Here is a 26,374-nt window from a genome sequence, read left to right as displayed (position 1 = left end):
CACGTGCTCGCGGGCGCGCGAACGCGAGGACGCCCACGCGGCGGCGCGCCGCGTCGCGCAGACGCGGGTGCGCGAGCGGATGCCGCGCGCAGACGAGCACGGGCGTGCGCAGGCCGTGCCGCGGCATCCGTCGCTTGCGTACGATGAGGGGATGCAGCAGCAGAACCCGCTCGACGACCCCGCCGCCGACCCGTTCGCCGTCGCACGCGACGCGGCCGCCCGCATCGCGGAGCTCACCGGCGTGGAGCGCCACGACCTCGCCCTCACGCTCGGCTCGGGCTGGGGCGCGGCCGCCGAGCTCATCGGCGAGACGACGCACACCATCCCTGCCCACGAGGTGCCCGGCTTCTCGAAGCCCGCGCTCGAGGGGCACGTCGGCACGCTGCGATCGGTCGCGCTGCCGAACGGGCGCCGCGCGCTCGTCATCGGCGCCCGTACGCACTACTACGAGGGCCACGGCGTGCGCCGGGTCGTGCACTCCGTACGCACCGCCGCGGCCGCGGGCGCGACGACGATGATCCTCACCAACGGCGCCGGCGGCATCCGGGAGACGTGGTCCGCGGGCACGCCCGTGCTGATCAGCGACCACATCAACCTCACGGTCGACTCGCCGCTCGAGGGAGCCACGTTCGTCGACCTCACCGACCTGTACTCGTCGCGCCTGCGGGCGCTCGCGCACGAGGTCGACCCGACGCTCGACGAGGGCGTCTACGTGCAGTTCCGCGGCCCGCACTACGAGACCCCGGCCGAGGTGCGGATGGCACGGGCCATCGGCGGCGACATCGTGGGCATGTCGACCGCGCTGGAGGCGATCGCGGCCCGCCAGGCCGGAATGGAGGTGCTCGGCATGTCACTCATCACGAACCTCGCCGCGGGCATCCAGACGACCCCGCTCAGCCACCAGGAGGTCATCGAGGCCGGCCGCGCCGCCGAGTCCCGCATCTCAGACCTGCTCGCGAAGATCGTCGCGGCGATCTGACCGCCGCCCCGCACCCATTCGACTCCGCGGGGCACGCCCCGCCGCCGTGACCGAGAGAGAAGGCAACGGATGCCGCAGCTCACCGATGACGACCGGATCGCCCTCGCCGAGGCGTGGATCGCCCAGGACCCCGACGCCGAGACCCGCGACGAGCTCGCCGCGATCGTCGCGCGGGTGCGCGGCGGGGACGCCGCGGCATCCGCGGATCTCGCCGACCGGTTCGACGCGCGACTCGCGTTCGGAACAGCGGGCCTGCGCGGCGAGATCGCCGCGGGCCCGAACCGCATGAACCGGGTGCTCGTGTCGCAGGGGGCCGCGGGCCTGGCCGCCCACCTCCTCGAGCGGGCGACGGATGCCGCCCCGTCGGTCGTCGTCGGCTACGACGGCCGCCGCAACTCCGAGGTGTTCGCACGCGACGTGGCCGAGGTCATGTCGGGCGCCGGCGTCCGCGCGACCCTGCTGCCGCGGATGCTGCCGACGCCCGTGCTCGCGTTCGCGGTGCGTCACCTCGGCACGTCGGCGGGCGTGATGGTGACCGCGTCGCACAACCCGCCCGACGACAACGGCATGAAGGTGTACCTGGGCGGCGACGACCAGGGCACGCAGATCGTCGCGCCCGCCGACGCCGAGATCGCCGCGCACATCACGCGCGTGGCCGAGACGATTCGCGTGCCCGACCTGCCGCGCGACGCGTTCGAGACCGCTCCCGAGTCGGTGGTCGACGCCTATGTGAGTGCGACGGCGGCGGTGGCATCCGCCCCGCAGGTGCAGCCACGAGTCGTGTACACGGCCATGCACGGCGTCGGCTGGGAGACGCTGCGTCGCGTGCTCGATGCCGCCGGGTTCGGCGCGCCCACGCTCGTCGCCGCGCAGATCGAGCCCGACGGCCGCTTCCCGACCGTCGCCTTCCCGAATCCGGAGGAGCCGGGCGCGATGGACCTCTCGTTCGAGGCGGCGCGCGAGTCCGGCGCCGACCTGGTCATCGCGAACGATCCCGACGCCGACCGGCTCGCGATCGCGGTCCCCGACGTGTCCGAGGCGAGCGGATGGCGCCGCCTCACCGGCAACGAGGTCGGGCTGCTGCTCGGATGGCAGGTCGCCGAGCAGGCCGCCGCCGCCGGACGCGACGGCACGCTCGCGTGCTCGATCGTCTCCTCCCCCGGCCTCGAGACGGTGGCACGGGCGCACGGGCTGCGGTTCTCCGCCACGCTCACGGGGTTCAAGTGGATCTCGCGCGCGCCCGGACTCCTGTTCGGCTTCGAGGAGGCGCTCGGCTACCTCGTGAACCCCGACACGGTCCGCGACAAGGACGGCATCTCGGCGGCCGTCGCGTTCCTCTCGCTCGCCGCGCGTCTCGCCGCGGAGGGCCGCACCATCGCCGACCACCTGGACGACTTCGTCGAGCGCTTCGGCTGCTTCGCGTCGGCGCAGGTGTCGATCCGGGTCACCGACCTGTCACGGATCGCCGAGGTCATGGCGCGCCTGCGGGCTGCGCCTCCGGCCGAGGTGGGCGGCATGCGCGTCACGGCCGTCGAGGACCTCGCGCTCGGCCTCGACGGGCTCCCCCCGTCCGATGTCCTCCGCCTCCGCCTCGAGGGCGGGGCGCGCGTGATGGTGCGGCCGAGCGGCACCGAGCCCAAGCTCAAGGTCTACATCGACGCGGCCGCGTCCGACGGGTCGGTCTCGGAGCGGCGCGCCGCGGCATCCGACGTGGTCGCGCGCCTCGAGGCGGGAATGAAGGAACTGGTCGCCTGAGCCGCCGGCCCGGGCTCGCGCCCGGCCGGGGAAGGTGCGCGTCGGGCCGCGTCAGCCGAGCGAGGCGTCGAGCTTGCCGCCGATCTCGTCGACGTCGAAGTAGTTGTCGACCTCGATGATCTCGGCCCCCGTACGACCGAGCGCCTCGCGGACCCGGGCGGCGAGCTCGGTCGAGGTGAGCACGACCTGCGCGTCGGCGGCCGCCTCGCGTATGCCCGCGAGGTCGCTCGCATCGACGTCGGCGGTCAGTCCGAGCCGGCCGAGCGCGCGCTCGGCGTTCGCCTTCAGGATCGCGGAGGTGCCCACGCCGACGCCGCACACCGCGACGATCCTCATGACGGTGCCCCTGCGGCGTCCGACACCGGTCGCCCGACGCCGGGCTCGCCGTCGAAGACCTGCCGCACCTGGTCGATCGTGGTCGCCGAGGCGAGCCGCTCGATCGCGGTGCGCTCGTTGAAGACGTTCGCGAGCCCGGCGACGCTCGCGACGTGCTCGTCGGCGCCGGTCACCGCGAGGCCCACGACCACGTGGACCGGATCGTTGTGCGGGTGTCCGAACGGCACGGGTTCAGCGAGGATGACCACGGACAGGCCGTTCCGGACCACGTCGGGACCGGGCCGGGCGTGCGCGAGCGCGAGGCCGGGGGCGATGACGATATAGGCGCCGAACTCCTCGAGCACCCCGACCATCCGCTCGGTGTACGCCTCGCGCGTCGCGCCGGACCGGGTGAGCGCGCGCCCGGCCGAACGCACGGCCGCGCGCCACTCGGTCGCGTCGTCGCCGAGGACGATCGCGGAGTCGGGAAGCGGGGGAAGGGTCATCTGGTTCCGTTCAGCGTGATGCGGTGGTGCGGTGGTCCGGACCGGGGCGGCCGGCCGCTCAGGCCTCGTCGAATCCGTCCTGGATCTGCTCGGCCAGGTCCTCGCGCTCGTCGAGCGGGAGGAACGCGGCGGCGGCGGCGTTGAGCTGGAAGATCTCGAAGTCGTCGACGTCGTATCCGAACGCGTCGGACAGCAGTGCGAGTTCCTTCGTGAGCGAGGTGCCCGACTGCAGCCGGTTGTCGGTGTTCACCGTCACGCGGAACCCGAGCTGGTAGAGCAGGTCGAACGGGTGGTCGACGAGCTCGTCGCCCCATGCAGCGATCGCGCCGGTCTGCAGGTTCGACGACGGACTGGCCTCGAGGGCGATCTCGCGGTCGCGCACCCATTGCGCGACGGGGCCGAGCGACACGTAGGTGTTCTCGTCGTCCTGTCGCTCGATCGTGAGGTCCTCCGCGAGGCGCACGCCGTGGCCGAGTCGCAGCGCGCGACCGTCGAAGAGGGCGCCGCGGATGGACTCGAGTCCGTCGGCCTCGCCGGCGTGCACCGTGACCGGCATGAACCGGGTCGCGAGGAAGTCGAACGCGGTCCGGTGCCGACTGGGCGGGAAGCCCGCCTCTGCCCCTGCGATGTCGAAGCCGACGACCCCGCGGTCTCGGTGGCGCACCGCGAGTTCGGCGATCTCGAGGCCGCGGTCGGCGTGCCGCATGGCCGTGACGAGCTGCCCCACGCGGATGCGGTGACCCTGGCGCCGCAGGTCCTCGACGCCCTCCTCGAGGCCTTCCTGCACCGCCTCGACCGTCTCGTCGAGGCTGAGCCCGCGGGTCAGGTGCTGCTCGGGCGCCCAGCGAACCTCGCCGTAGATGACGCCGTCGGCGGCGAGGTCGTGGACGCACTCGCGCGCGACCCGCGCGAGGCCGCCGCGGGTCTGCATGACCGCGGTGGTCAGGTCGAAGGTCTTCAGGTACTCGACGAGCGAGCCCGAGTTGGACTGGTCGGAGAACCAGGTGCCCAGCGACTCGGCGTCGCCGGCGGGAAGCTCGAGCCCGACCTCGTCGGCGAGTTCGATCAACGTCTGCGGCCGGAGCCCGCCGTCGAGGTGATCGTGCAGTGAGATCTTCGGCAACGAGCGGATGTCGGTGCCGTCGCCCTCGATCCGGTAGTCGGTCGCATGCGTGTCCACCCCATCACGATACCGGCGGAAGCCGTACCCGACGTGGGCGATTTCCGCGGGGGTCAGCGCCCGATGCGGTCGGCGATGAGCGGACCGCCGTCCAGCACCTCGTCACCGGGATCACCGATCGACCACGCGCCCTCGACCGCTTCCAGCGCTCGGGCGAACCGCGCGGGCTCGTCGGCGTGCAGCGTGAACAGCGGCTCCCCCTTCCGGACGGCGTCGCCGGGCTTGGCGTGCAGGTCGATGCCGGCGGCGTGCTGCACCGGGTCCTCCTTGCGGGCGCGGCCCGCGCCGAGGCGCCACGCGGCGATCCCGAACGGCAGTGCCTCCTGCTGCACGAGCACGCCGTCGCGGTCGGCGCTGACGACGTGCTGCTCCTTCGCGACCGGAAGGTCGGCGTCGGGGTCGCCGCCCTGCGCGCGGATGGCCGCGCGCCAGGTGTCCATGGCACGGCCGTCGTCGAGCGCCGCCTCCACGTCCTCGTCCGGCCGGCCGGCGAGGGCGAGCATCTCGCGCGCGAGGGCGACGGTGAGCTCGCGGATGTCGGCGGGCCCGCCGCCGGCGAGCACTTCGACGGACTCGCGGACTTCGTTCGCGTTGCCGATGGTGAGGCCGAGCGGGACGTTCATGTTCGTCAGGAGGGCGGACGTCGCCACTCCCGCGTCCTCGCCGAGCGCGACCATGGTGCGGGCGAGCTCCCGCGAGCGCTCGATCTCCTGCAGGAACGCGCCGGAGCCGAACTTCACGTCGAGCACGAGCGCGCCGGTGCCCTCGGCGATCTTCTTCGACATGATCGACGACGCGATGAGCGGGATCGCCTCGACGGTGCCCGTGATGTCGCGGAGGGCGTACAGCTTCTTGTCGGCGGGCGCGAGCCCGGCGCCCGCGGCGCAGATGACGCCGCCGACGTCGCGGAGCTGGGCGAACATCTCGTCGTTGGTGAGTTCGGCGCGCCAGCCGGGGATGGACTCGAGCTTGTCGAGCGTGCCGCCCGTGTGCCCCAGCCCGCGGCCGGACAACTGCGGAACCGCGACGCCGAACGTGGCGACGAGGGGCATGAGCGGCAGCGTGATCTTGTCGCCGACGCCGCCCGTGGAGTGCTTGTCGGTCGTGGGCTTGCCGAGTCCGGAGAAGTCCATGCGCTCGCCCGAGGCGATCATCGCCATCGTGAGGTCGCGGATCTCGCGCCGGGTCATGCCCTTGAGGAAGATCGCCATCGTCATCGCCGACATCTGCTCGTCGGCCACGTACCCGCGCGTGTAGGCGTCGACGAGCCAGTCGATCTGGCCGGTCGAGAGTTCGCCGCCGTCGCGCTTCGTTCGGATCAGGTCGACGGCATCGAACGCCTCGACTGCGGTCATTCGGTCTCTCCTCGGAACTCGGCGAGCTGGCGCGGCCCGAACGCGTCGGGGAGCACCTGGTCGATGGTCTTCACGCCCGAGACGGTCTCGAGCAGCATCCCCTCGGCGGAGTGCTCGTACAGCAGTTGCCTGCAGCGCCCGCAGGGCATGAGGACGTTTCCGTGCCCGTCGACGCAGGTGAACGCGGTGAGCTTGCCGCCCCCGGACATCACGAGCGCCGACACGAGCGAGCATTCGGCGCACAGCGTGACGCCGTACGAGGCGTTCTCCACATTGCATCCGCTCACGACCCGGCCGTCGTCGGCGATGGCCGCCGCGCCGACGGGGAACTGGGAGTACGGGACGTAGGCCTTCGCCATCGCCTCGCGGGCGATCTCGCGGAGGTGGTCCCAGTCGGTCGCGTGCTGGGCGGTCATGGTGCTCCCGTCGTCAGGACTTGATGTACGGCTTGCCGGCGGCGGCGGGACCACGCACCTTGCCGACGAGGCCGGCCACGGCGAGGATCGTGACCACGTACGGCAGCATGAGCATGAACTCGCTCGGCACGGGCGAGCCCATGACCGACAGCGTGTTCTGCAGGTTCGACGCGAAGCCGAACAGCAGCGCGGCGAGCGTCGCCTTGATCGGGTCCCACTGGCCGAAGATGACGGCCGCGAGGGCGATGAAGCCGGCGCCCGCGGTCATCTCCTTGTTGAACGCGCCGACGGCGCCGAGTGTGAAGAACGCGCCGCCGAGTCCCGCGATGGAACCGGCGAGGGCGACGTTCCAGAACCGCGTTCGGGCGACGTTGATGCCGACCGTGTCGGCGGCCTGCGGGTGCTCGCCGACCGATCGGAGGCGCAGGCCCCACTTGGTGTGGAAGAGGCCGAAGTACACGAGCGCGACGATGGCGTACATGAGGTAGACGATGATCGTCTGGCGGAAGAACATCGGCCCGATCAGGGGGATCTCCGAGAGCAGCGGGATCGGGATGCGATCGAGGCGCGGCGGCGAGTTCAGCAGGCTCGCGTTCGGGGCGAGCACCTGCGAGAACAGGAAGCTCGTGAGGCCGATCACCAGCACGTTCAGCACGACGCCGACGATGACCTGGTCGACGAAGTACTTGATCGAGAACGCCGCGAGCACGAACGCGACGAGCACGCCGGCGACGGCGGCGGCCGCGAGGCCGACGAGCGGTCCGAGGAACTGCTGGCCGATGACGGACGCCACGAGCGCCGAGGTGAACGCGCCGGCGAGAAGCTGGCCCTCGATGGCGATGTTGATGATGCCGACCCGCTCGGAGATGACGCCGCACAGCGCACCGAAGATGAGCGGGACCGACAGGCTCAGCGCACCCGCGAGCAGGCCCGGCATCGGCACGATCGGCGTCCGCGCGCCCGCGGCCGCCCACGTGAGGAAGGCCATGAGGGCGACGAGTGCGAACACGATGATGAGCCACAGCGGCACGTTCCGCCGGGCGCGGACGAACATCGCCGCGCTGGCGGTGATCAGCACGAGCAGGGCGATGCTGATCCAGCTGAAGACGACGCCGTTGAGCACCAGCTCGGGGAGCTGGATCAGGTCGCTGCGCGTGGAGAGCCGGAAGGTCGCGTCACCGTCGTGGGGCGAGGCGAGGAACAGGATCGCGAGCAGGAGGGTGACGATTGCGAAGGCGATCGGCGCCTTCCAGCTGACGACCACGGTGGTGTCGAGCCGCGGCGTGGACGTCGTGGCATGGTGCTGCGTGGGAGCGGTCACTTCGCCGCCACCTCCTCCTTGCGCGGGGTCCGCGTTCGCTTGGGCTTGGGCTTGCCGCCCGGCTGCGGCAGGCGGAAGATCGCGCGCACGAGCGGGGGCGCCGCGATGAACAGCACGATGAGGGACTGGACGACGAGGACGATGTCGATGGGCACGCCCTCGGCGGCCTGCATCGCGAAGCCGCCGGCCTTGAACGCGCCGAACAGGAGGCCCGCCGCCAGGATGCCGAACGGCGTCGACCGTCCGAGCAGGGCGACGGTGATCGCATCGAACCCGATGCCCGCGTCGATGCCCGACGAGAAACCGGTCGTGACGGTGCCGAGCACCTGGTGCACGCCGGCGAGCCCGATGAGCGCACCCGAGATGAGCATCGCGTAGACGTACATCGACTTGACGTTGATGCCCGCCACGCGCGCGGCGTGCGGGTTGTGGCCGACCGCGCGGAACTTGAACCCGAGTGCCGACCGGTCGAGGATCCACCAGACGAGGAACACGGCGGCGATCGACAGGAGGAAGCCGAAGTGCAGGTTGAGCTGCGGGCCGGGCAGCAGGTCGGGGAAGACGGCGGTGTCCTTCATCGGCGGCGTCTTGGGGTTGTTCGACCCGGGCGCCTGCAGCAGGCCGGGCGTCCGCAGCATCCACGACACGAGGTACAGCGCGACGTAGTTGAGCATGATGGTCACGATGACCTCGTGCGCTCCGGTGCGCGCCTTCAGCAGGCCCGCGATGCCGGCCCACAGGGCGCCCGCGAGCATGCCCACCAGCACCGCGACCACCATGTGGAGGCCCCACGGCAGGTCGAACGAGAACGCGACCCACCCGGCGCCCGCCGCGGCGAGCAGCATCTGGCCGCGGCCACCGATGTTGAACATGCCCACGCGGAACGCCAGGCCGACGCCCAGGCCCGCCGCGATCAGCGGTGCGGCGAACTTCAGGGTCTCGGTGAGCGGGCGGATGCCGGCGATGAAGTCGTCACGACGGAAGTTGTATATCGAGCCCTGGAAGAACGCGGCGTATGCGCCGCCGACCGAATCCCAGATGGCGACGAAGGTGTCGCCGGGGCGGGCGAAGAAGTAGCCGGATGCCGCCTGCACGCGCTCGTCGGTGAACGCGATCATGACGGCGCCGACGATGAGGGCGAGCACGACCGCGAGCACCGAGATGATCGCGTTACCGGTCACGATGCGCTGGAAGGCCTCGTGCCAGCGCGACGGCGGCTCGGCATCCGGCTCCGGCTCGAGGGTCGGATCGGACGGCGGGACCTTGTGGTCGGTCTCCAGCGCCACGTCGGGGTCGTTGACGTTGCTCATGCGACGGCTCCTTCGGGGCTCGGTGCGGGCGCGGAGGGCGGCGCTTCGCCGGCCATCATGAGGCCGAGCACGTCGCGGGGCGTGTCACCTGGGACGATGCCCACGACCCTGCCGCGGTACATGACCATGATCCGGTCGGCGAGCGCGGTGACCTCGTCGAGCTCGGTCGACACCACGACGACCGGCACCCCGGTGTCGCGCGCTTCGATGATGCGCTTGTGGATGAACTCGATGGAGCCGACGTCGACGCCGCGCGTCGGCTGGGCGGCGACGAGCAGCCGCAGGTCGCGGCTGAGCTCGCGGGCCAGCACGACCTTCTGCTGGTTGCCGCCGGAGAGACGCCCGACCTTGGTGTCGATGCCAGGGGTGCGGACGTCGAACTCGGCGACCTTCTCGGTGGCGAACTCGGCGAGGAACCCGTGCTGGACGTTGCCCGCCTTCACGAACGGTGGGCCCTCGGCGCGGTCGAGCATGAGGTTCTCGGCAACGGTGAACTCGCCGACGAGGCCGTCCTCCGTCCGGTCCTCGGGCACGAAGCCGACGCCGGCGTCGAGGATGCGGCGGACCGAGTGCCTCGTGATCTCCTCGCCGTCGAGCCGGATGGTGCCCTGCACGCGCGGCTGGAGGCCGACGAGCGCCTCGGTCAACTCGGTCTGGCCGTTGCCCTGGACGCCCGCGACCGCGAGCACCTCGCCGCGGCGCACGCTGAAGCTCACGTCGTTGACGACGAGCTGGCCGATGGGGTCGATGACGCTCAGGTGCTCGACGGCGAGCGCCTCGTCGCCGAGCTGCGGTTCCTCCTTCTGCACAGTGAGCTCGACGGCGCGGCCCACCATGAGCGAGGCGAGCTCGGCGTTCGTCGCCGTGGGCCGCGCCTCGCCGACGACCTTGCCGAGGCGGATGACCGTGATGCGGTCGGCGACCTCGCGCACCTCGCGGAGCTTGTGGGTGATGAACACGATCGACGCGCCCGTCTCCTTCAGCTGGCGCATGATGCCCATGAGTTCGTCGGTCTCCTGCGGTGTCAGCACGGCCGTCGGCTCGTCGAACACGAGCACGCGCGCATCGCGCGAGAGCGCCTTGATGATCTCGACGCGCTGCTGCACGCCCACCGGCAGGTCGTCGACGAGCGCGTCGGGGTCGACGTCGAACCCGAACCGCTCGCTGATCTCGCGCACCTTCGCGCGAGCGGCAGGCAGGTCGAGCCGGCCGGCCGCCTTGGTCTCCTCGTGGCCGAGCATGACGTTCTCGGCGACCGTGAACACGGGGATCAGCATGAAGTGCTGGTGCACCATGCCGATGCCGGCGCGCATCGCGTCGCCGGGGCCGTCGAAGTGCTGGACCTGGCCGTCGAGCGCGATCTCGCCCTCGTCGGCCGCGTAGAGGCCGTAGAGCACGTTCATCAGCGTCGACTTGCCCGCGCCGTTCTCACCGAGGAGAGCGTGGATCTCCCCCGCCTCGACGGTGAGGTCGATGTGGTCGTTCGCCACCAGGGAACCGAACTTCTTCGTGATTCCTCGGAGTTCGAGTTTCATGCCACCGATCCTAGTTCTCGGACCGCGATTCGCAGCGGTCGTGCGCCGAAGTGCGCCGATGCGCGGCCGACGCTGCTCAGATGTTGCGAGTGCCGCGCACCCGCAGGAAACGACGAAGGGAGGCCGGCGACCGCCGACCTCCCTTCGCGCCCGGATTACTCCTGCGAGGCCAGGTACGACTCGACGACGATGTCGCCGGCGATGATCTGCGCCTGCAGGTCCTCGATCTCCGTGTTCAGCTCGTCCGAGACCGCGTCCTCGAAGTCGTGGTACGGCGCGAGGCCGACGCCCTCGTTCTCGAGCGTGCCGATGAACGGCTCAGCCGAGAACTCGCCGTTGCCGGCAGCGACGAGCGCCTCGTACGTGCCGACGTCGATGCCCTTGCGGATCGAGGTGAGCAGCAGGTCGCCGACCGACGGGTCGGTCTCGTACACGTCGGCGTCGACGCCGAGCAGCATGATCTCGCGGTTGGCGTCGCGGATCGCGGCCGCAGCGCTCTGGTAGATCGGGCCGCCGACGGGCAGGAGCACGTCGACGTTCTGGTCGATGAGTCCCTGCGCGACCTGGCGAGCGGTGTCGTTCGCCTCGAAGCCGCCGGTGAAGGAGCCGTCCTGGGCCTCGCGGTCCCAGCCGATGACCTGGACGTCGGTGCCCTTGGCCTCGTTGTAGTAGTCGACGCCCTGGGCGAAGCCGTCCATGAAGATCGACACGGTCGGGATGTTGATGCCGCCGAAGGTGCCGACGGCGCCGGTCTCGGACATCCCCGCCGAGAGGTAGCCCGCGAGGAACGCGGCCTGGGCGGTGTCGAAGATGATCGGCTTGATGTTCTCGGCGTCGGTGGTGCCGTCGAAGTCCTGGTCGACGGTGTCGTCGATCGAGACGTACTCGATGTCGGGGTTCGCGGTCGCCGACTCGAGCGCGGCCGGCGCGAGCAGGAAGCCGACCGTCACGATCGTGTCGCAGCCCTGGTCGACCAGGTTCTGGAGGTTCGAGGGGTAGTCGGTCTCGGCCGCCGACTCGACCTCGATGTAGTCGGTGCCGAGCTCCTCGGCGGCACGCTGCATGCCCTCGAGGCCGAGCTGGTTGAACGACTTGTCGTCGAAGCCGCCGGCATCGGAGACCATGCAGGGCAGGTAGTCGAGCGCCTCGCCGCCGTCGGCCTCGTCGGTCTCCTCGGGTGCCGAGGCACAGCCGGCGAGCAGTGCGACCGCACCGAGCGTCGCCAGGCCGCTGACCGCGGCCTTCTTGAACGTGAACGTCACAGTGTCCTCCAAAAGACGCAACCCCGAACGGGTCTCGGGGACCGAGAGTCACGTTATCCGAACTTGGGTCGGCCGCCATGGGTCCTCAGGCCCCATCGGCCAATGGTTATGAAGCCGCGACATTCTGCTCATATGAGCACGATTCGGTCACCCCCGAGCGGGGGACGCGGCATCCGATCAGGGCGTCGAGGGCGACTCGACGACCAGTTCGCCGGCGATGATCGCCTGCCGGATCCCCTCGAGTTCGCCCTGCAATTCGGGCGGTACGAGCGACTCGAGGTCGTGGAACGGCGCGAGGTCGACACCGCCGTTCTCGAGCGTGCCGACGTACGACTCGTTCGTGAACGCGTCGGACTGCACGTCCCCGACGATCTCGACCATCGCCTGCTGGGTGTTCTTCAGCACGCTCGTGAGGAGCACGGGCCGGAACTCGGCCGGCAGCGTCTCGTAGCCGTCGCTGTCGACCCAGATGACGGAGACGCCGTCGCGCTCGACCGCCGCCGCCGCCGCTCCCTCGCCGACCTGCCCGGCGACGGGGAGGATCACGTCGGCGCCCTGGTCGATGAAGCCCTCGGTGAGCACCTTGCCCTTGTTGATGTCCTCGAAGTCGCCCGTGAACGAGCCGTCCTGGGTCGCCTTGTTCCAGCCGAGCGCCCGCACGTCGGTGCCGTGCACCTCGTTGTATCGGGCGACGCCGTCGACGAACCCGTCCATGAACAGCGTCACGGGCGGCTGGTTTCCGCCGCCGAAGGTCGCGACCACGCCGGACTTCGACACGCCCGCGGCCAGGTACCCCGCGAGGTACGACGCCTGGGCCGTGTCGAAGACGACGGGCTTGATGTTCTCGCCCTCCACGGTCTCGTCGACGATCGCGAAGGCGATGTCGGGATTCCTTCCGGCCTGGTCGACCGTCGCGTCGGCGAGCTCGTACCCGACGGTCACGACGAGGCCGCAGCCCGAGTCCACCGCCTGCTGCACGTTCGGGGCCAGGTCGGTCTCGCTCGTCGAGACGAGTGCCTCGGCGTCGACGCGGTACTCATCCTCCGCCTGCTGCAGGCCCTCCCAGCTCGACTGGTTGAACGACCGGTCCTCGAGTCCCCCCGAGTTCGTGACCATCCGCACGCAGCCGTCGGCGGCCGCGCCGTCGTCGCCGGGTTCGGGCGCCTGCCCGCAACCGCTGAGGGCGACGGATGCCGCGACGAGGGCGGCTCCGAACCAGAGGGAACTGCGCACCGGCATCCGTCGACCGCCTTCCCGTGCCTACAGCACGTCGTTCGAGCCGCCGAGCCGCAACGCGTCGACGACCGCCTTCACCCGCTGGGCGTGCTCGCTCGTGGTGACGAGCAGCGCGTCGGGCGTGTCCACGACGACGATATCGCGGACGCCGATGAGGCTGATCACCCGGTCGGAGCGGCTGACGACGATGCCGCTCGACGCGTCCGAGAGGACGCGCGCGTTCTCGCCGAGGATCGCGAGCTCGCCCGAGCGCCCGGAGGTGTTGAGCTTGGCGAGCGATGCGAAGTCGCCGACGTCGTCCCATTGGAAGTGACCGCGGATGACGGCCATCCGGCCGGCCGCCGCCGCCGGCTCGGCGACCGAGTAGTCGATCGCGATCTTCTCGATCGTGGGCCAGATCCGGTCGACCGCGGGTCCGCGCGTCGTGGGGTCGTCCCAGGCCTCGGCGAGCTCGACGAGGCCCGCATGCAGTTCGGGCTTCGTGCGTGCGATCTCCTCGAGGAGCAGGTCGGCGCGCGCGATGAACATCCCCGCGTTCCAGAGGTGGCGGCCGCCGGCGAGGTACTCCCGGGCGGTCTCGAGGTCGGGCTTCTCGACGAAGCTCGACACGGCCGAGACGTGCTCGTGGCCGCCGAGCTCGAGCGGGTCGCCGCACTCGATGTACCCGAACCCGACGGCGGGCTCGGTCGGCGTGATCCCGATCGTCGCGATGTACCCGGCGTCGGCCACGGCCACGGCGGCCGTGACCGCCTCGCGGAACAGGGCCGTGCCCGAGATCACGTGGTCGGCGGCGAACGAACCGATGATCACGCCGGGCTCGCGTCGCTCGAGGATCGCCGCGGCCAGGCCGATGGCGGCCGTCGAGTCCCGCGGCTCGCTCTCGAGCACGATGTTCTCGTCGGCGAGCTCGGGCAGCTGGGCCTCGACCGCGGCCCGGTGCGCCCGGCCGGTGACGACCATGATGCGCTGCTCGCCCGAGAGCGGCACCAGGCGCTGCCACGTGTCGCGCAGCAGCGTCTGGCCGGACCCGGTGAGGTCGTGCAGGAACTTCGGCGCGTCGGCGCGCGAGAGCGGCCAGAGCCGCGAGCCGACCCCGCCCGCGGGGATGACGCTGTAGAAGCGGTCGAGGGGAGCCTGTCGCATCCGTTCAGGATAGCCACGGGCCGCGGGGTGGACGCGGTGGCGACCGGAGCACTCGTCCGGCGGGATTAGACTCGGAGCCGGGCCATCGGTCCCGTCGCGCCCACAGTCGGGCGAGCGACGCACACCGCCAGGAGGGTTGTCCATGTCAACAACGACGACACGGACCCCGACCGCACCCGACGAGCCGGCGACGCAGAAGCCGGGCGGCACGCTCTACCGCGGCCGCGAGGGTATGTGGTCGTGGGTGCTGCACCGCATCACGGGAGTCGCGATCTTCTTCTTCCTCTTGGTGCACATCCTCGACACGTCGCTCGTGCGCGTGAGCCCCGAGGCCTACAACGCGGTCATCGCCGCCTACCAGACCCCGATCATGGGCCTCGGCGAGGTCGCGCTCGTGGGCGCGATCGTGTTCCACGCGTTCAACGGCCTCCGTGTCATCCTCGTCGACTTCTGGTCGTGGGCGACCCGCAACCAGAAGGTCCTCTTCTACGTGGTCATCGGACTGTGGGTGCTCACCATGCTCGCGTTCACGCCGCGCCACCTGATCAACGTCTTCAGCGAGTAGGAGCGCCGAGATGACCGTCATCGAATCCCCGCGCACCCCCGCCCGGCCCGCGCCCAGGCGCGGCGTCAACCTCGAGAAGTGGGGCTGGATCTACATGCGCGCCTCCGGCGTGATCCTGCTCGTGCTGATCTTCGGCCACCTGTTCGCCAACCTCGTGGTCGGCGAGGGCGTCAAGGCCATCGACTTCGGCTTCGTGGCCGGCAAGTGGGCCTCTCCGTTCTGGCAGTGGTGGGACGTGCTCATGCTGTGGCTCGCGCTGATCCACGGTGCCAACGGCATGCGGACGCTCGTGAACGACTACACGAACCCGGGCACCGTGCAGAAACTGCTCAAGCTCGCGCTCGTGGCATCCGCCGCCGTGCTCATCGTGCTCGGCACGCTCGTCGTGTTCACGTTCGACCCGTGCCCCGCCGGATCGCCCGCCGACCTGCTCCCCTCGTTCTGCCCCGCCGCATAGGAGTCACGTGAACCCCCAGACCGCCAGCGCCGAGTCGACGATCGTCGACGGCGTGCACCACCACCAGTTCGACATCGTCATCGTGGGCGCCGGCGGCGCCGGCATGCGCGCCGCGATCGAAGCCGGCCCCGGCGCGAAGACGGCCGTCATCTCGAAGCTGTACCCGACGCGTTCCCACACTGGCGCGGCGCAGGGCGGCATGGCGGCCGCCCTCGCGAACGTCGAGGAGGACAGTTGGGAGTGGCACACGTTCGACACCGTCAAGGGCGGCGACTACCTCGTCGACCAGGATGCCGCCGAGATCCTCGCCCGCGAGGCCATCGACGCGGTCATCGACCTCGAGAACATGGGCCTGCCGTTCAACCGCACTCCCGACGGCAAGATCGACCAGCGCCGCTTCGGCGGCCACACGCGCGACCACGGCAAGGCACCGGTCCGACGCGCGTGCTACGCCGCCGACCGCACGGGCCACATGATCCTGCAGACGCTGTTCCAGAACTGCGTCAAGCTCGGCATCGAGTTCTACAACGAGTTCTACGCGCTCGACCTCGTCATGACCGAGGTCGACGGCGTGCCCCAGCCGTCGGGCGTCGTCGCGTACGAGCTCGCGACCGGTGAGCTGCACGTCTTCCAGGCCAAGGCGGTGATCTTCGCCACCGGCGGCTTCGGCAAGATCTACAAGACCACCTCGAACGCGCACACCCTCACGGGTGACGGCGTCGGCATCATCTGGCGCAAGGGCCTTCCGCTCGAGGACATGGAGTTCTTCCAGTTCCACCCGACCGGCCTCGCGGGCCTCGGCATCCTCCTCACCGAGGGTGCGCGCGGCGAGGGCGCGATCCTCCGCAACGCCTCCGGCGAGCGGTTCATGGAGCGCTACGCGCCCACCATCAAGGACCTCGCGCCGCGCGACATCGTCGCGCGCTGCATGGTCCAGGAGGTCGCGGAGGGGCGCGGCGCCGGCCCGAACAAGGACTACGTGCTGCTCGACTGCACGCACCTCGGCGCCGAGGTCCTCGAGACCAAGCTGCCCGACATCACCGAGTTCGCGCGCACCTACCTCGGCGTCGACCCGGTGTACGAGCCCGTACCGGTGATGCCGACCGCGCACTACGCCATGGGCGGCATCCCCACCAACGTCGAGGCCGAGGTGCTGCGCGACAACACGACCGTCGTCCCGGGCCTCTACGCCGCCGGCGAGTGCGCGTGCGTCTCCGTCCACGGGTCGAACCGCCTCGGCACGAACTCGCTGCTCGACATCAACGTGTTCGGCAAGCGCGCCGGCCGCAACGCCGTCGCGTACGTCAACTCGGGCGTCGACTTCACGCCGCTGCCCGACGACCCGGCGGGCGACATCCGCCGCATGCTCGAGATGCTCCACGACTCGAACGGCACCGAGCGGATCGCGGCGATCCGCAAGGAGCTGCAGGACGAGATGGACAAGGGCGCGCAGGTGTTCCGCACCGCGGAGTCGCTCACGCACGTGGCATCCGTCATCGCCGGCCTTCGCGACCGCTACCGCAACATCGCCGTGCAGGACAAGGGCAAGCGGTTCAACACCGACCTGCTCGAGGCCGTCGAGCTCGGGTTCCTGCTCGACCTCGCCGAGGTCGTCGTCGAGTCGGCGCGCAACCGCGAGGAGAGCCGCGGCGGCCACATGCGCGACGACTTCCCCGACCGCGACGACGCGAAGTTCATGCAGCACACGATGGCGTACCTGTCGGGCGACCCGCACTCGTCGATCGCCTCCGATCACATCCGGCTCGACTGGAAGCCGGTGACGATCACCCGATACCAGCCGATGGAGAGGAAGTACTGACGTGACGACCGCCACGCTCGAGACCACGTCGACGGATGCCGCGCTGCAGTCGTTCACCGTCACGTTCCTGATCCGCCGGTTCGATCCCGAGGTCGACTCGGAGCCGCGCTGGCAGGACTTCGACGTCGAGATGTACGCGACCGACCGCGTGCTCGACGCCCTGCACAAGATCAAGTGGGAGCAGGACGGCTCGCTGACGTTCCGCCGGTCGTGCGCGCACGGCATCTGCGGCTCGGACGCGATGCGCATCAACGGCCGCAACCGCCTCGCGTGCAAGACGCTCATCAAGGACCTCGACATCACGAAGCCGATCTACGTCGAGGCGATCAAGGGCCTGCCGCTCGAGAAGGACCTCGTCGTCGACATGGAGCCGTTCTTCGCGAGCTACCGCGAGGTGCAGCCGTTCCTGCAGGCGAGCACCACGCCCGAGCCGGGCAAGGAGCGCATCCAGGACGTCGCCGCGCGCGAGCGCTTCGACGACACGACGAAGTGCATCCTGTGCGCCGCGTGCACCTCGTCGTGCCCGGTCTTCTGGACCGACGGGCAGTACTTCGGCCCCGCGGCGATCGTGAACGCGCACCGGTTCATCTTCGACTCGCGCGACGACGAGGCGAAGGTGCGCCTCGACATCCTGAACGACAAGGAGGGCGTGTGGCGCTGCCGCACGACCTTCAACTGCACCGACGCATGCCCGCGCGGCATCGAGGTGACCAAGGCGATCGCCGAGGTCAAGCAGGCGATCCTGCGCGGGAAGCCGTAGACGTCGTCGATTCACGACGGGGCCGGCGTCAGCATGCCGGCCCCGTCGTCGTCCGCCACGCGGCGTTCTGGCTAGGGTGATCGCGTGGGAGATCGCGGTGACGTGGGGCGCGACGCCGGGGATGCGTCCGCGAAGGGCTCGACGCGCCACTCCAACGGGGTCGACCTGCGTCAGCGGTTCGACGAGCCGATCGCGCGCGTGACCGATCTCACTCGCCGCACGATGGAGATCTTCCCGGTGCGCGTGTGGCGGCACTTCCTGCAGCGCAACGGCTTCCTGCTCTCGGCGGGCATGAGCTACCAGGCGTTGTTCGCGACGTTCGCGGCGATCTACGTCGCGTTCGCGATCGCCGGACTGTGGCTCGTCTCGAGCCCCGACACGCTCGGCGCGCTCGTGACGCTGATCAACACCTATGCGCCCGGGCTCATCGGCCCCGACGGGCTGATCACGACCGACGACCTCGTCGAGGTCACCGAGGCGAGCACGAGCCTGTTCGGGCTGACCGGCGCCGTCGCCCTCGCCGGCCTGATCTGGACCGCCATCAGCTGGATCACCTATACGCGCCTGGCGGTGCGGAGCACCTTCGGCCTGCCGCGGGACGATCGCTCGTACGTGCTGCTCAAGACCCGCGACTTCCTCGCCTCGCTGGCATTCGGGCTCGCGCTCGTCGTCGCCGCCCTGCTGTCGATCGTCGCGACCACGTTGCTCGACGCGCTGCTCGACCTCCTTGGGCTCCCGGCGGATGCCGCCTCGCCGGTGATGTCGAACGGCCTGCGCCTGGGTTCCCTCGTGGTCGTCTTCGTCATCGACACGATCGCGCTGGCGGTGCTGTTCCGTTTCCTCTCCGGAGCCGCGGTTCCGTGGCGGAGGATGTGGACCGGCTCCCTGCTCGGCTCCGGCGCGCTCAGCGCGCTGCACGTGCTGGGCGGCGTGCTGGTCACGGCGACCACGAACAACCCGCTCCTCGCGACCTTCACCGTCTTCATCGGCCTCCTGCTGTGGTTCCGGCTCGCGAGCATCGTGATCCTCGTCGCCGCGGCGTGGATCGCGATCGAGACGGCGGACGCGGACGACACGCTCCGGCCCGTGACGCCGGACCAGCGGGCGGCCGAAGCGCTGCTCGCCCAGCGGCGGGCCGAGTCCGCCGAGCAGCGCCGCAGGGTCCGGACGATCCGCGACGCCATGGAGGACGCCGGTTGGCTGGGCTGGCTCCGCGGCCGTCGGAAGCTCGCCCGTGCCGAGGCCGACCTCGCCGACGCCGAGCTCGCCGTGGTCGACGCGGAGCGTGCTCTCGAGGCGGCGGAGGCCGAGGCGGCCGCGCGGCGGCGTCGCGGTCGGCGCCGGAACGGCGGCGTCGGCGGGCTCGCCTAGGATCGAAGTCATGCCCTCCGCCTCCCCGCTCCGCGTCGCCAGTGCCAACGTGAACGGTGTGCGGGCGGCGTTCCGGCGCGGCATGGGCGACTGGCTCGCGGCGCGAGACGTCGACATCCTCGCCCTGCAGGAGGTGCGCGCGTCGACCGACGACCTCGCGGCGCTGCTCGGCGACGAGTGGAGCATCCTGCACGACCCCGCCAGCGCGAAGGGCCGCGCGGGCGTCGCGATCGCGAGCCGCGCCGACGCGCACATCCACCGCGTCGAGCTCGGCGAGACCGACCACGACACCGCGGGTCGCTGGCTCGAGGCCGACTACGAGGTCGCGGGCCGCATCGTGACCGTCGTGAGCTGCTACGTGCCCTCGGGCGAGGCCGACTCCCCGAAGCAGGTCGAGAAGTACCGATTCCTCGATGCGATGAGCGAGCGGATGTCGCAGCTGGCCGGCCACGAGCTCGCGGTCGTCGTCGGCGACCTCAACGTGGGTCACCGCACGCTCGACATCAAGAACTGGAAGGGCAACGTCAAGCGCGCCGGCTTCCTCCCCGAGGAGCGCGCGTACTTCGACCGCTTCATGGGCGCGGAGGACGACGATGCGTACAACGCCGGCGCCGGCCTCGGCTGGGTCGACGTCGGTCGTCGCGTCGCCGGCGAGGTGCCCGGTCCCTACACGTGGTGGTCGTGGCGCGGCAAGGCGTTCGACAACGACAGCGGATGGCGGATCGACTACCAGCTCGCCACCCGCGCGCTGGCCGAGGCGGTGACGGCCTACTCCGTCGATCGCGCCGACGCGTACGACGAGCGATGGTCCGACCACTCCCCCGTCGTCGTCGACTACGCCATCTGAACCCTGAGGACCCCACCGAACATGAACTCCGCACGTCCCGTCGTCTTCTCCGGCATGCAGCCGTCGGGCGACTCGCTCCACCTCGGCAACTACCTCGGCGCGCTCGTGAACTGGGTCGCCCTGCAGGACGACCACGACCCGATCTACTGCGTCGTCGACCTGCACGCGGTCACGGTCCCGCAGGAACCGTCGGCGCTGCGCGACGCGACGCGACGCACGGCCGCGCAGTACCTCGCCGCCGGGGTCGATCCCTCGCGGTCGACGCTCTTCGTGCAGTCGCAGGTGCCCGCGCACGCGGAGCTCGCCTGGGTGCTCGGCACGCTGACCGGCTTCGGCGAGGCGAGCCGGATGACGCAGTTCAAGGACAAGTCGTCGCGCTTCGGCGCCGACTCCACGACCGTCGGCCTCTTCACCTACCCGGTGCTCATGGCCGCCGACATCCTGCTCTACGGCACGCACCTCGTGCCGGTGGGCGATGACCAGCGCCAGCACCTCGAGCTCACCCGCGACCTCGCGGGTCGCTTCAACTCGCGCTACGGCGACACCTTCGTGGTGCCCGAGGCGATGATCCCGAAGGAGTCGGCGCGGATCTACGACCTCCAGGAGCCGACGGCCAAGATGTCGAAGTCCGCGGCCAGTCCGAACGGCCTCATCAACCTGATGGACGACCCCAAGGTCATCGCGAAGCGCATCAAGAGCGCCGTCACCGACACCGAGCGCGAGATCCGCTACGACCCGCAGGCGAAACCCGGCATCGCGAACCTGCTCGACATCTACGCGACCGTGACGGGCCGGACGATTCCCGAGCTCGAGCAGGCCTACGAGGGCCGGGGCTACGGCGACCTGAAGAAGGATCTCGCCGAGGTCGTCGTCGATCGGGTCGCCCCGATCCGCGAGCGGACCCTCGAACTGATGGAGGATCCGGCCGAGCTCGACCGGCTCCTGGCGATCGGCGCCGACAAGGCGTCGGAGCGCGCCGAGCGGACGCTCGCGCAGGTGTACGACCGTGTCGGCTTCCTGCGGCGGCGGTGAGCACGACACCGCCCTCGTCATCCGCCCGCGGCCCCGGCGGCGGCCGGCCGGTGGTGCTGTTCGACCTCGACGACACGCTCATGGCGCACCGCGAGGCGGTCGCCGCGGGCATCGCCCTGCACATGCGCGAACGCGCGTACTCCGGCGACCTCGCTGCGGCGCAGGCGCTGTGGCACGAGCTCGAGGAGCGGCACTACCACTCCTATCTCGCCGGCGAACTGTCCTTCGAGGGGCAGCGCCGCGCCCGGGCGACGGACTTCGCGCTCGCCCACGGCGACGCGATCGACGACGAGACGGCCGGCGTATGGTTCGCGAGGTACTTCGAGCGCTACCGGGAGTCGTGGGCGCTGCACGACGACGTGGGCCCGGCGCTCGACGCGCTCGAGGCGGCGCTGCCCGGCGTGCGGTTCGGGATCATCACGAACGGCGAGATCGAGTTCCAGCTCGCCAAGCTCGTGCGGCTCGGACTCGAGGTCGGCCATCCGGGGCGCATCGAGCACCTCGTGGCATCCGGCGCCGAGGGCGTGACGAAGCCCGACCCGCGGATCTTCGAGGTCGCGGTCGCCCGGTTCGCCGCCGATGCGGAGGTCTGGGCGGCGGCGTACGTCGGCGACCGGCTCCGCACCGATGCGATCGGGGCGGCCCGGGCGGGACTCATCGGGGTGTGGCTCAACCGGTCGGGCGCCCGGCCGTCGGAACCCGACGCGACGGATGCCGCGGCCGCGGGCGTGCACGAGATCCGCACCCTCGCGGAGCTGCCCGGACTGCTCGCGACGGCGTTCGAGACCCCGTAGACGCGGGCACGGGCCGAGGAGCCGCGCAGCGGCCTCTCGAGACATCGCCCATCGGACGAACGGTCTCGAGACGGGGCTGCGCCCGCTCCTCGACCCGCAGGAAGGTCAGCGGACGTCGTCGTCGACCCAGTCGAGCGTCTTCGTGACGGCCTTCTTCCAGTTGCGCACGAGACGGCCCTGCTCGTCGGCGTCCATCTTCGGCTCCCAGCGACGGTCCTCCTGCCAGTTCTCAGCGAGGTCGTCGAGGTTCGACCAGAAGCCGACGGCGAGGCCCGCGGCGTACGCGGCACCGAGCGCGGTCGTCTCGGCGACGACAGGACGCACGACCGGCACGCCGAGGATGTCGGCCTGGAACTGCAGCAGGGTGTCGTTGGCCGTCGCCCCGCCGTCGACGCGCAGCTCCGTGAGGTCGATCCCTGCATCGGCGTTCACGGCTTCCACGACATCGCGCGTCTGGAACGCGATCGCCTCGAGTGCCGCCCGCGCGATGTGTCCCTTGTTCACGTACCGGGTCAGGCCGACGAGCGCGCCGCGGGCGTCCGGACGCCAGTACGGGGCGAAGAGCCCCGAGAACGCGGGCACGAAGTACGCGCCGCCGTTGTCCTCGACGGACGTCGCGAGCTCCTCGACCTCGGCGGCCGACGAGATGATCCCGAGGTTGTCGCGCAGCCACTGCACGAGCGACCCGGTGACGGCGATCGCGCCCTCGAGCGCGTAGTGCACGGGCTGGTCGCCGAGCTTGTACCCGACCGTCGTGAGCAGGCCGTTCTTCGAGTGGACGATCTCGGTGTCCGTGTTGAAGATCAGGAAGTTGCCCGTCCCGTAGGTGTTCTTCGCCTCGCCGGCCGCGAACGCGGCCTGGCCGAAGGTCGCGGCCTGCTGGTCGCCGAGGATGCCCGCGATGGGCGTCTCGCGCAGCAGGCTGGACTCCTCGACGGTGCCGTACACCTCGGACGACGACCTGATCTCCGGGAGCATGGAACGGGGCACGCCGAAGATGCCGAGGATCTCGTCGTCCCACTGCAGGGTCTCGAGGTCCATGAACAGCGTGCGGCTCGCGTTCGTGACATCCGTCGCGTGCACACCGCCGTCGACCCCGCCGGTGAGGTTCCACAGCACCCACGTGTCGGTGGTGCCGAAGAGGAGGTCACCGGCCTCGGCCTTCTCGCGGGCGCCCGGCACGTTCTCGAGGATCCAGACGATCTTGGTGCCCGAGAAGTAGGTCGCCAGCGGCAGGCCGACGTCCTGCTTGAACCGCTCGACGCCGCCGTCGGCCGCGAGGCGGTCGACGATGGGCTGCGTGCGGGTGTCCTGCCAGACGATCGCGTTGTACACCGGTTCGCCGGTGTTCCTGTCCCAGACCACGGCGGTCTCGCGCTGGTTGGTGATGCCGACCGCGGCGATGTCGTGCCGGGTCAGGTCGGCCTTGCCGAGGGCCTGCCCGATGACCTCGCGCGTGTTGCGCCAGATCTCCATCGGGTCGTGCTCGACCCAGCCGGCCTTGGGGAAGATCTGCTCATGCTCGAGCTGCCCGGTCGAGACGATCGAGCCCTTCTTGTCGAAGATGATCGCGCGCGACGAGGTGGTGCCCTGGTCGATCGCGAGGATGTGGTCAGCCATCTGAGAACTCCGTTGCTGTCAGTGAATGGATGAGGTGATGCGGTGGTGGGTGAGCGGATGCCGCGAGGTCAGCCGAGCACCGGCAGCAGCGGGATCGCCGCCCAGCCGGCGAGCACGCCGCCGATGACGGGGCCCACGACCGGGACCCACGAATACGCCCAGTCGGATCCGCCCTTGCCCTTGATCGGCAGGATGGCGTGCGCGATGCGCGGGCCGAGGTCGCGGGCCGGGTTGATCGCATACCCGGTCGGGCCACCCAGGGAGGCGCCGATGCCGACGACCAGCAGGGCCACCGGCAGTGCGCCCAGCGCCGCCAGGCCCGACGCGTCGCCGTTGCGGCCGAAGCCGATCACGACGAACACCAGCACGAACGTGCCGATGATCTCGGTCACGAGGTTCCAGCCGTACGAGCGGATCGCGGGACCGGTCGAGAACACGCCGAGCTTCGCCGCGGGCTCGGGCTCGTCGTCGAAGTGCTGCTTGTAGCCCAGCCAGCACACGACCGCACCGAGGATGGCGCCGACCAGCTGACCGCCGATGTAGGTCAGCACGCTGAGCGGTCCGACCTCGACCGTGGTGCCGACCGCGGCGTTGCCGAACTCGGTCACGCCGTTGGCGACCAGGCCCAGCGTCACCGCGGGGTTGATGTGGGCGCCCGACGCGAAGGCGACGATGACACCGGCGAAGACCGCGAGGCCCCAGCCGAAGTTCACCAGCAGGAAGCCGCCGCCGAAGCCCTTCGTCTTCGTCAGGGCGACGTTCGCCACGACGCCGCAACCGAGGAGCACGAGCATGGCCGTGCCGACGAGTTCCGAGAGGAACACGACACCGAGATTGTCCACGTTGACCTTCTTTCGTTGACGCGGGGCACCGTCGTCGGCGCCCCGGTGATGGGGCAGGGCCTCACGGCCCCGATGAAACGTACCCGCCGGTTCCGCCGCAGAACGGCGGTCCGGCGTGCACGTCTGTGCAGATTCGCGCCCGCCCGTCAGGCGGTCGCGGCCTGCTCCAGCACCACGCCGTGGCGCTCGGCGAGCACCCGGCACGTGGCGTCGACCTCGGCCCGGCGCGCGGGGGCATCCCAGCCCAGCTCGTCGCCGACGACCTCCGCCAGCTCGTCGAGGAGCAGGGGCGTGAGTGCGCCGGTGAAGGCGAGGCTCGTGCGGCGGAACACCAGGTCGGCGAGGCGCACCACGCGTTCGTTGCGCGCGATCCACGCGATCTCCTCGCGGCTGTAGGCCTCGTGGCCGGCGAGCGGCGTCTCCGGGCCGCCCTCGACCTCGCGGATCAGGGCCTCGGCACGCGTGCCGTACCGCTCGAGCAGCTGCTCGGCCCGGTCTCGGCCGACGCCGTCGCCGTGGCCGACGACCCACACCAGCCTCGCGTCATCCGTCGTCGGGTACCCGGCACCGCCCCCGATCGGCAGGCCCTTCGTGGAGCGCGCGCGACGGCGCCCGATCAGCTCGAGCACCTCGTCGGAGAGGTGCTCGGCGAGCGCCCGGAAGGTGGTCCACTTGCCCCCGACGAGGCTGAGCAGGGTCGTGCCGGGGCGATCGTCGGCATCCGTTCGCTCGATGCGGTAGTCGCGGCTCACGAATCCCGGCTGGGTGTCGTCGTGGCGCGGCAGCGGCCGCACGCCCGAGAAGCGGTAGACGATCTGCGAGCGGTCGACCGCGATGCCTGGGAAAACGTGCGCGACGAGGTCGAAGAAGTAATCGACCTCCTCCTCGGTGCAGACGGCCGGTTCGCGCAGGTCGTGCTCGAGGTCGGTCGTGCCGACCATCACGCGACCCTTGAGCGGGTAGATGAGCACGATGCGGCCGTCCTCGTGCTCGAAGAAGATCTCGCGCCCGCCGGTGGCCTCGAGCAGCTCGGGGTGGTCGAGCACGATGTGCGATCCCTTGGTGCCGCCCATGAAGGCGGTGTCGCGACCGAGTTGTGCATTCGTGAGGTCGGTCCAGGGGCCGGACGCGTTGACGACGACGTCGGCGGCGAGGTCGAACTCGGCACCGGTGATCCCGTCGCGCACCCGGACTCCGTTCGCTCCGAACCCGATGGCCTCGAGATGGTTCGCCGCCCTCGCGTGCGGCCCCGCGGCGAGGCCGTCGTGCAGCACGTCGAGCGCGAGGCGCTCGGGGTCGTGCATGCTCGCGTCGTAGTAGGTGGCGGTGTACTTCACGCCCGGGTTCAGCGCGGGCAGCTCGGCGAGGGAGCGCGTCCGGCCGACGAAACGGTGGCGGGGCACGCTCCCGCCGTCGCGTGAGAAGGCGTCGTACACCGTGAGGCCGGCCTTGATGAGCGCCGCGCCGCGCTCGGTGGGCCGGCCCTGCCGGTGCGTGAGGAAGCGCAGCGGCGCCGAGAGGATGCCGGAGAACGTGGAGAAGATCGGCACGGTCGTGCGCAGCGGCTTGACGTAGTGGGGCGCGATCCTGAGCAGCGAGTTGCGCTCCTGCACCGACTCCTGGACGAGGCGGAACTCGCCGTTCTCGAGGTAGCGGATGCCGCCGTGGATCATGTGGCTCGAGGCGGACGACGCACCCGACACGAAGTCGTCGCGCTCGACGAGTACGACGTCGACGCCCTGGAGGGCGAGATCGCGGAACGTGGCGAGGCCGTTGATGCCGCCGCCGATGATCACGACCTCGGCCGTGGGGCGGGCCCGGAGCTCCGCGATCTCGGCGCGTGGGCGCCGTGCGGGCGTGGAGTGGTTCGTCGTCGGCGACGTGGTGGGCGACATCGCTGTCCTTTCGAGCTGGTCACGCCGGGTTGCGTGGTCCGCCCGGCTGTGGATGAATA

24 protein-coding genes are annotated in these 26,374 nt (G+C 70.7%); 10 read left to right on the top strand and 14 right to left on the bottom strand.

The features are described from left to right. The first annotated feature begins 151 nt into the window (after positions 1–151). Entirely contained in the window at positions 152–979 is an 828-nt protein-coding gene (locus ACULK4_RS05985) for a purine-nucleoside phosphorylase (protein WP_445965219.1), read from the top strand. Between the two features lie 69 nt (positions 980–1,048). Beyond that, on the top strand, positions 1,049–2,734 hold the full coding sequence (locus tag ACULK4_RS05980) for a phospho-sugar mutase (protein ID WP_445965218.1): 1,686 nt from the start codon (positions 1,049–1,051) through the stop codon (positions 2,732–2,734). A gap of 51 nt (positions 2,735–2,785) precedes the next feature. Here ACULK4_RS05980 and ACULK4_RS05975 read toward each other — a convergent pair whose 3' ends face one another. From ACULK4_RS05975 to ACULK4_RS05925, 11 genes are all read right to left on the bottom strand, one after another. Beyond that, positions 2,786–3,070 (bottom strand): PTS sugar transporter subunit IIB, encoded by a 285-nt coding sequence (locus tag ACULK4_RS05975; RefSeq protein ID WP_445965217.1) that lies wholly within the window; start codon positions 3,068–3,070, stop codon positions 2,786–2,788. Next, positions 3,067–3,555, bottom strand: a complete 489-nt coding sequence (locus tag ACULK4_RS05970; RefSeq protein ID WP_445965216.1) for a PTS sugar transporter subunit IIA — start codon at positions 3,553–3,555, stop codon at positions 3,067–3,069. The genes ACULK4_RS05975 and ACULK4_RS05970 overlap by 4 nt, the downstream gene beginning before the upstream one ends. 58 nt (positions 3,556–3,613) lie before the next feature. Further along, the gene (locus ACULK4_RS05965) at positions 3,614–4,735 is read right to left on the bottom strand and encodes an adenosine deaminase (RefSeq protein ID WP_445965215.1); all 1,122 of its coding nucleotides are present in this window, start codon (positions 4,733–4,735) and stop codon (positions 3,614–3,616) included. A gap of 53 nt (positions 4,736–4,788) precedes the next feature. Next, positions 4,789–6,090, bottom strand: coding sequence for a thymidine phosphorylase (locus tag ACULK4_RS05960; protein WP_445965214.1), 1,302 nt, complete (start codon positions 6,088–6,090; stop codon positions 4,789–4,791). Then, complete coding sequence (locus ACULK4_RS05955; protein ID WP_445965213.1) at positions 6,087–6,506, bottom strand: cytidine deaminase; 420 nt, start codon at positions 6,504–6,506, stop codon at positions 6,087–6,089. The genes ACULK4_RS05960 and ACULK4_RS05955 overlap by 4 nt, the downstream gene beginning before the upstream one ends. Positions 6,507–6,519: 13 nt before the next feature. Further along, positions 6,520–7,827: an ABC transporter permease gene (locus tag ACULK4_RS05950; RefSeq protein WP_445965212.1), complete on the bottom strand. Its 1,308-nt coding sequence runs from the start codon at positions 7,825–7,827 to the stop codon at positions 6,520–6,522. After that, a complete protein-coding gene (locus ACULK4_RS05945) occupies positions 7,824–9,137 on the bottom strand; it encodes an ABC transporter permease (protein ID WP_445965211.1) in 1,314 nt (437 codons plus the stop codon). Before ACULK4_RS05945 ends, ACULK4_RS05950 begins: the two co-directional genes overlap by 4 nt. Next, complete coding sequence (locus ACULK4_RS05940; RefSeq protein ID WP_445965210.1) at positions 9,134–10,672, bottom strand: ABC transporter ATP-binding protein; 1,539 nt, start codon at positions 10,670–10,672, stop codon at positions 9,134–9,136. The genes ACULK4_RS05945 and ACULK4_RS05940 overlap by 4 nt, the downstream gene beginning before the upstream one ends. Positions 10,673–10,827: 155 nt before the next feature. Further along, complete coding sequence (locus ACULK4_RS05935; RefSeq protein WP_445965209.1) at positions 10,828–11,934, bottom strand: BMP family lipoprotein; 1,107 nt, start codon at positions 11,932–11,934, stop codon at positions 10,828–10,830. A gap of 177 nt (positions 11,935–12,111) precedes the next feature. Further along, the gene (locus ACULK4_RS05930; protein ID WP_445965208.1) at positions 12,112–13,173 is read right to left on the bottom strand and encodes a BMP family lipoprotein; all 1,062 of its coding nucleotides are present in this window, start codon (positions 13,171–13,173) and stop codon (positions 12,112–12,114) included. Between the two features lie 21 nt (positions 13,174–13,194). Then, a complete protein-coding gene (locus tag ACULK4_RS05925) occupies positions 13,195–14,313 on the bottom strand; it encodes a mannose-1-phosphate guanylyltransferase (RefSeq protein WP_445965207.1) in 1,119 nt (372 codons plus the stop codon). Between the two features lie 142 nt (positions 14,314–14,455). On the opposite strand from ACULK4_RS05925, the gene sdhC reads away from it, so the two are divergent. The 8 genes from sdhC to ACULK4_RS05885 all read left to right on the top strand — a co-directional run bounded on the left by sdhC (position 14,456) and on the right by ACULK4_RS05885 (position 21,958). Next, positions 14,456–14,878, top strand: coding sequence for a succinate dehydrogenase, cytochrome b556 subunit (gene sdhC, locus ACULK4_RS05920; RefSeq protein ID WP_445965206.1), 423 nt, complete (start codon positions 14,456–14,458; stop codon positions 14,876–14,878). A gap of 10 nt (positions 14,879–14,888) precedes the next feature. Continuing rightward, positions 14,889–15,335, top strand: coding sequence for a succinate dehydrogenase hydrophobic membrane anchor subunit (locus tag ACULK4_RS05915; RefSeq protein WP_445965205.1), 447 nt, complete (start codon positions 14,889–14,891; stop codon positions 15,333–15,335). Between the two features lie 7 nt (positions 15,336–15,342). After that, positions 15,343–17,154, top strand: a complete 1,812-nt coding sequence (gene sdhA / locus ACULK4_RS05910; RefSeq protein ID WP_445965204.1) for a succinate dehydrogenase flavoprotein subunit — start codon at positions 15,343–15,345, stop codon at positions 17,152–17,154. Between the two features lies 1 nt (position 17,155). Continuing rightward, positions 17,156–17,914, top strand: a complete 759-nt coding sequence (locus ACULK4_RS05905; protein WP_445965203.1) for a succinate dehydrogenase iron-sulfur subunit — start codon at positions 17,156–17,158, stop codon at positions 17,912–17,914. A gap of 84 nt (positions 17,915–17,998) precedes the next feature. After that, on the top strand, positions 17,999–19,285 hold the full coding sequence (locus ACULK4_RS05900) for a YihY/virulence factor BrkB family protein (protein ID WP_445965202.1): 1,287 nt from the start codon (positions 17,999–18,001) through the stop codon (positions 19,283–19,285). Positions 19,286–19,295: 10 nt separating this feature from the next. Further along, positions 19,296–20,132: an exodeoxyribonuclease III gene (locus ACULK4_RS05895; protein ID WP_445965201.1), complete on the top strand. Its 837-nt coding sequence runs from the start codon at positions 19,296–19,298 to the stop codon at positions 20,130–20,132. A gap of 21 nt (positions 20,133–20,153) precedes the next feature. Next, positions 20,154–21,164, top strand: coding sequence for a tryptophan--tRNA ligase (gene trpS / locus ACULK4_RS05890; protein WP_445965200.1), 1,011 nt, complete (start codon positions 20,154–20,156; stop codon positions 21,162–21,164). Then, a complete protein-coding gene (locus ACULK4_RS05885; protein ID WP_445965199.1) occupies positions 21,161–21,958 on the top strand; it encodes an HAD family hydrolase in 798 nt (265 codons plus the stop codon). Before trpS ends, ACULK4_RS05885 begins: the two co-directional genes overlap by 4 nt. A 105-nt stretch (positions 21,959–22,063) precedes the next feature. Here the strand turns inward: ACULK4_RS05885 and glpK are convergent, their stop codons facing one another. From glpK to ACULK4_RS05870, 3 genes are all read right to left on the bottom strand, one after another. After that, complete coding sequence (gene glpK / locus ACULK4_RS05880; protein ID WP_501043362.1) at positions 22,064–23,578, bottom strand: glycerol kinase GlpK; 1,515 nt, start codon at positions 23,576–23,578, stop codon at positions 22,064–22,066. Between the two features lie 68 nt (positions 23,579–23,646). After that, positions 23,647–24,372 carry an aquaporin gene (locus tag ACULK4_RS05875; protein WP_501043378.1) on the bottom strand — a complete coding sequence of 242 codons (726 nt, stop codon included), beginning with the start codon at positions 24,370–24,372 and terminating at the stop codon, positions 23,647–23,649. Positions 24,373–24,566: 194 nt separating this feature from the next. After that, a complete protein-coding gene (locus tag ACULK4_RS05870) occupies positions 24,567–26,315 on the bottom strand; it encodes a glycerol-3-phosphate dehydrogenase/oxidase (RefSeq protein WP_445965589.1) in 1,749 nt (582 codons plus the stop codon). Positions 26,316–26,374 lie beyond the last annotated feature (59 nt).

Source organism: Agromyces selenitireducens (assembly GCF_052748465.2).
Note: the sequence above shows the minus strand (reverse complement) of the source record. Positions and strands in the feature narration are given on the sequence as shown.

Bases quoted from the DNA above. Each gene is read 5' to 3' on its own strand.
- ACULK4_RS05985 (WP_445965219.1), top strand. From the start codon at position 152: ATGCAGCAGCAGAACCCGCTCGACGACCCCGCCGCCGACCCGTTCGCC.
- ACULK4_RS05980 (WP_445965218.1), top strand. From the start codon at position 1,049: ATGCCGCAGCTCACCGATGACGACCGGATCGCCCTCGCCGAGGCGTGG.
- ACULK4_RS05975 (WP_445965217.1), bottom strand. From the start codon at position 3,070: ATGAGGATCGTCGCGGTGTGCGGCGTCGGCGTGGGCACCTCCGCGATC.
- ACULK4_RS05970 (WP_445965216.1), bottom strand. From the start codon at position 3,555: ATGACCCTTCCCCCGCTTCCCGACTCCGCGATCGTCCTCGGCGACGAC.
- ACULK4_RS05960 (WP_445965214.1), bottom strand. From the start codon at position 6,090: ATGACCGCAGTCGAGGCGTTCGATGCCGTCGACCTGATCCGAACGAAG.
- ACULK4_RS05955 (WP_445965213.1), bottom strand. From the start codon at position 6,506: ATGACCGCCCAGCACGCGACCGACTGGGACCACCTCCGCGAGATCGCC.
- ACULK4_RS05945 (WP_445965211.1), bottom strand. From the start codon at position 9,137: ATGAGCAACGTCAACGACCCCGACGTGGCGCTGGAGACCGACCACAAG.
- ACULK4_RS05940 (WP_445965210.1), bottom strand. From the start codon at position 10,672: ATGAAACTCGAACTCCGAGGAATCACGAAGAAGTTCGGTTCCCTGGTG.
- ACULK4_RS05930 (WP_445965208.1), bottom strand. From the start codon at position 13,173: ATGCCGGTGCGCAGTTCCCTCTGGTTCGGAGCCGCCCTCGTCGCGGCA.
- ACULK4_RS05925 (WP_445965207.1), bottom strand. From the start codon at position 14,313: ATGCGACAGGCTCCCCTCGACCGCTTCTACAGCGTCATCCCCGCGGGC.
- sdhC (WP_445965206.1), top strand. From the start codon at position 14,456: ATGTCAACAACGACGACACGGACCCCGACCGCACCCGACGAGCCGGCG.
- ACULK4_RS05915 (WP_445965205.1), top strand. From the start codon at position 14,889: ATGACCGTCATCGAATCCCCGCGCACCCCCGCCCGGCCCGCGCCCAGG.
- ACULK4_RS05895 (WP_445965201.1), top strand. From the start codon at position 19,296: ATGCCCTCCGCCTCCCCGCTCCGCGTCGCCAGTGCCAACGTGAACGGT.
- trpS (WP_445965200.1), top strand. From the start codon at position 20,154: ATGAACTCCGCACGTCCCGTCGTCTTCTCCGGCATGCAGCCGTCGGGC.
- glpK (WP_501043362.1), bottom strand. From the start codon at position 23,578: ATGGCTGACCACATCCTCGCGATCGACCAGGGCACCACCTCGTCGCGC.
- ACULK4_RS05875 (WP_501043378.1), bottom strand. From the start codon at position 24,372: ATGCTCGTGCTCCTCGGTTGCGGCGTCGTGGCGAACGTCGCCCTGACG.
- ACULK4_RS05870 (WP_445965589.1), bottom strand. From the start codon at position 26,315: ATGTCGCCCACCACGTCGCCGACGACGAACCACTCCACGCCCGCACGG.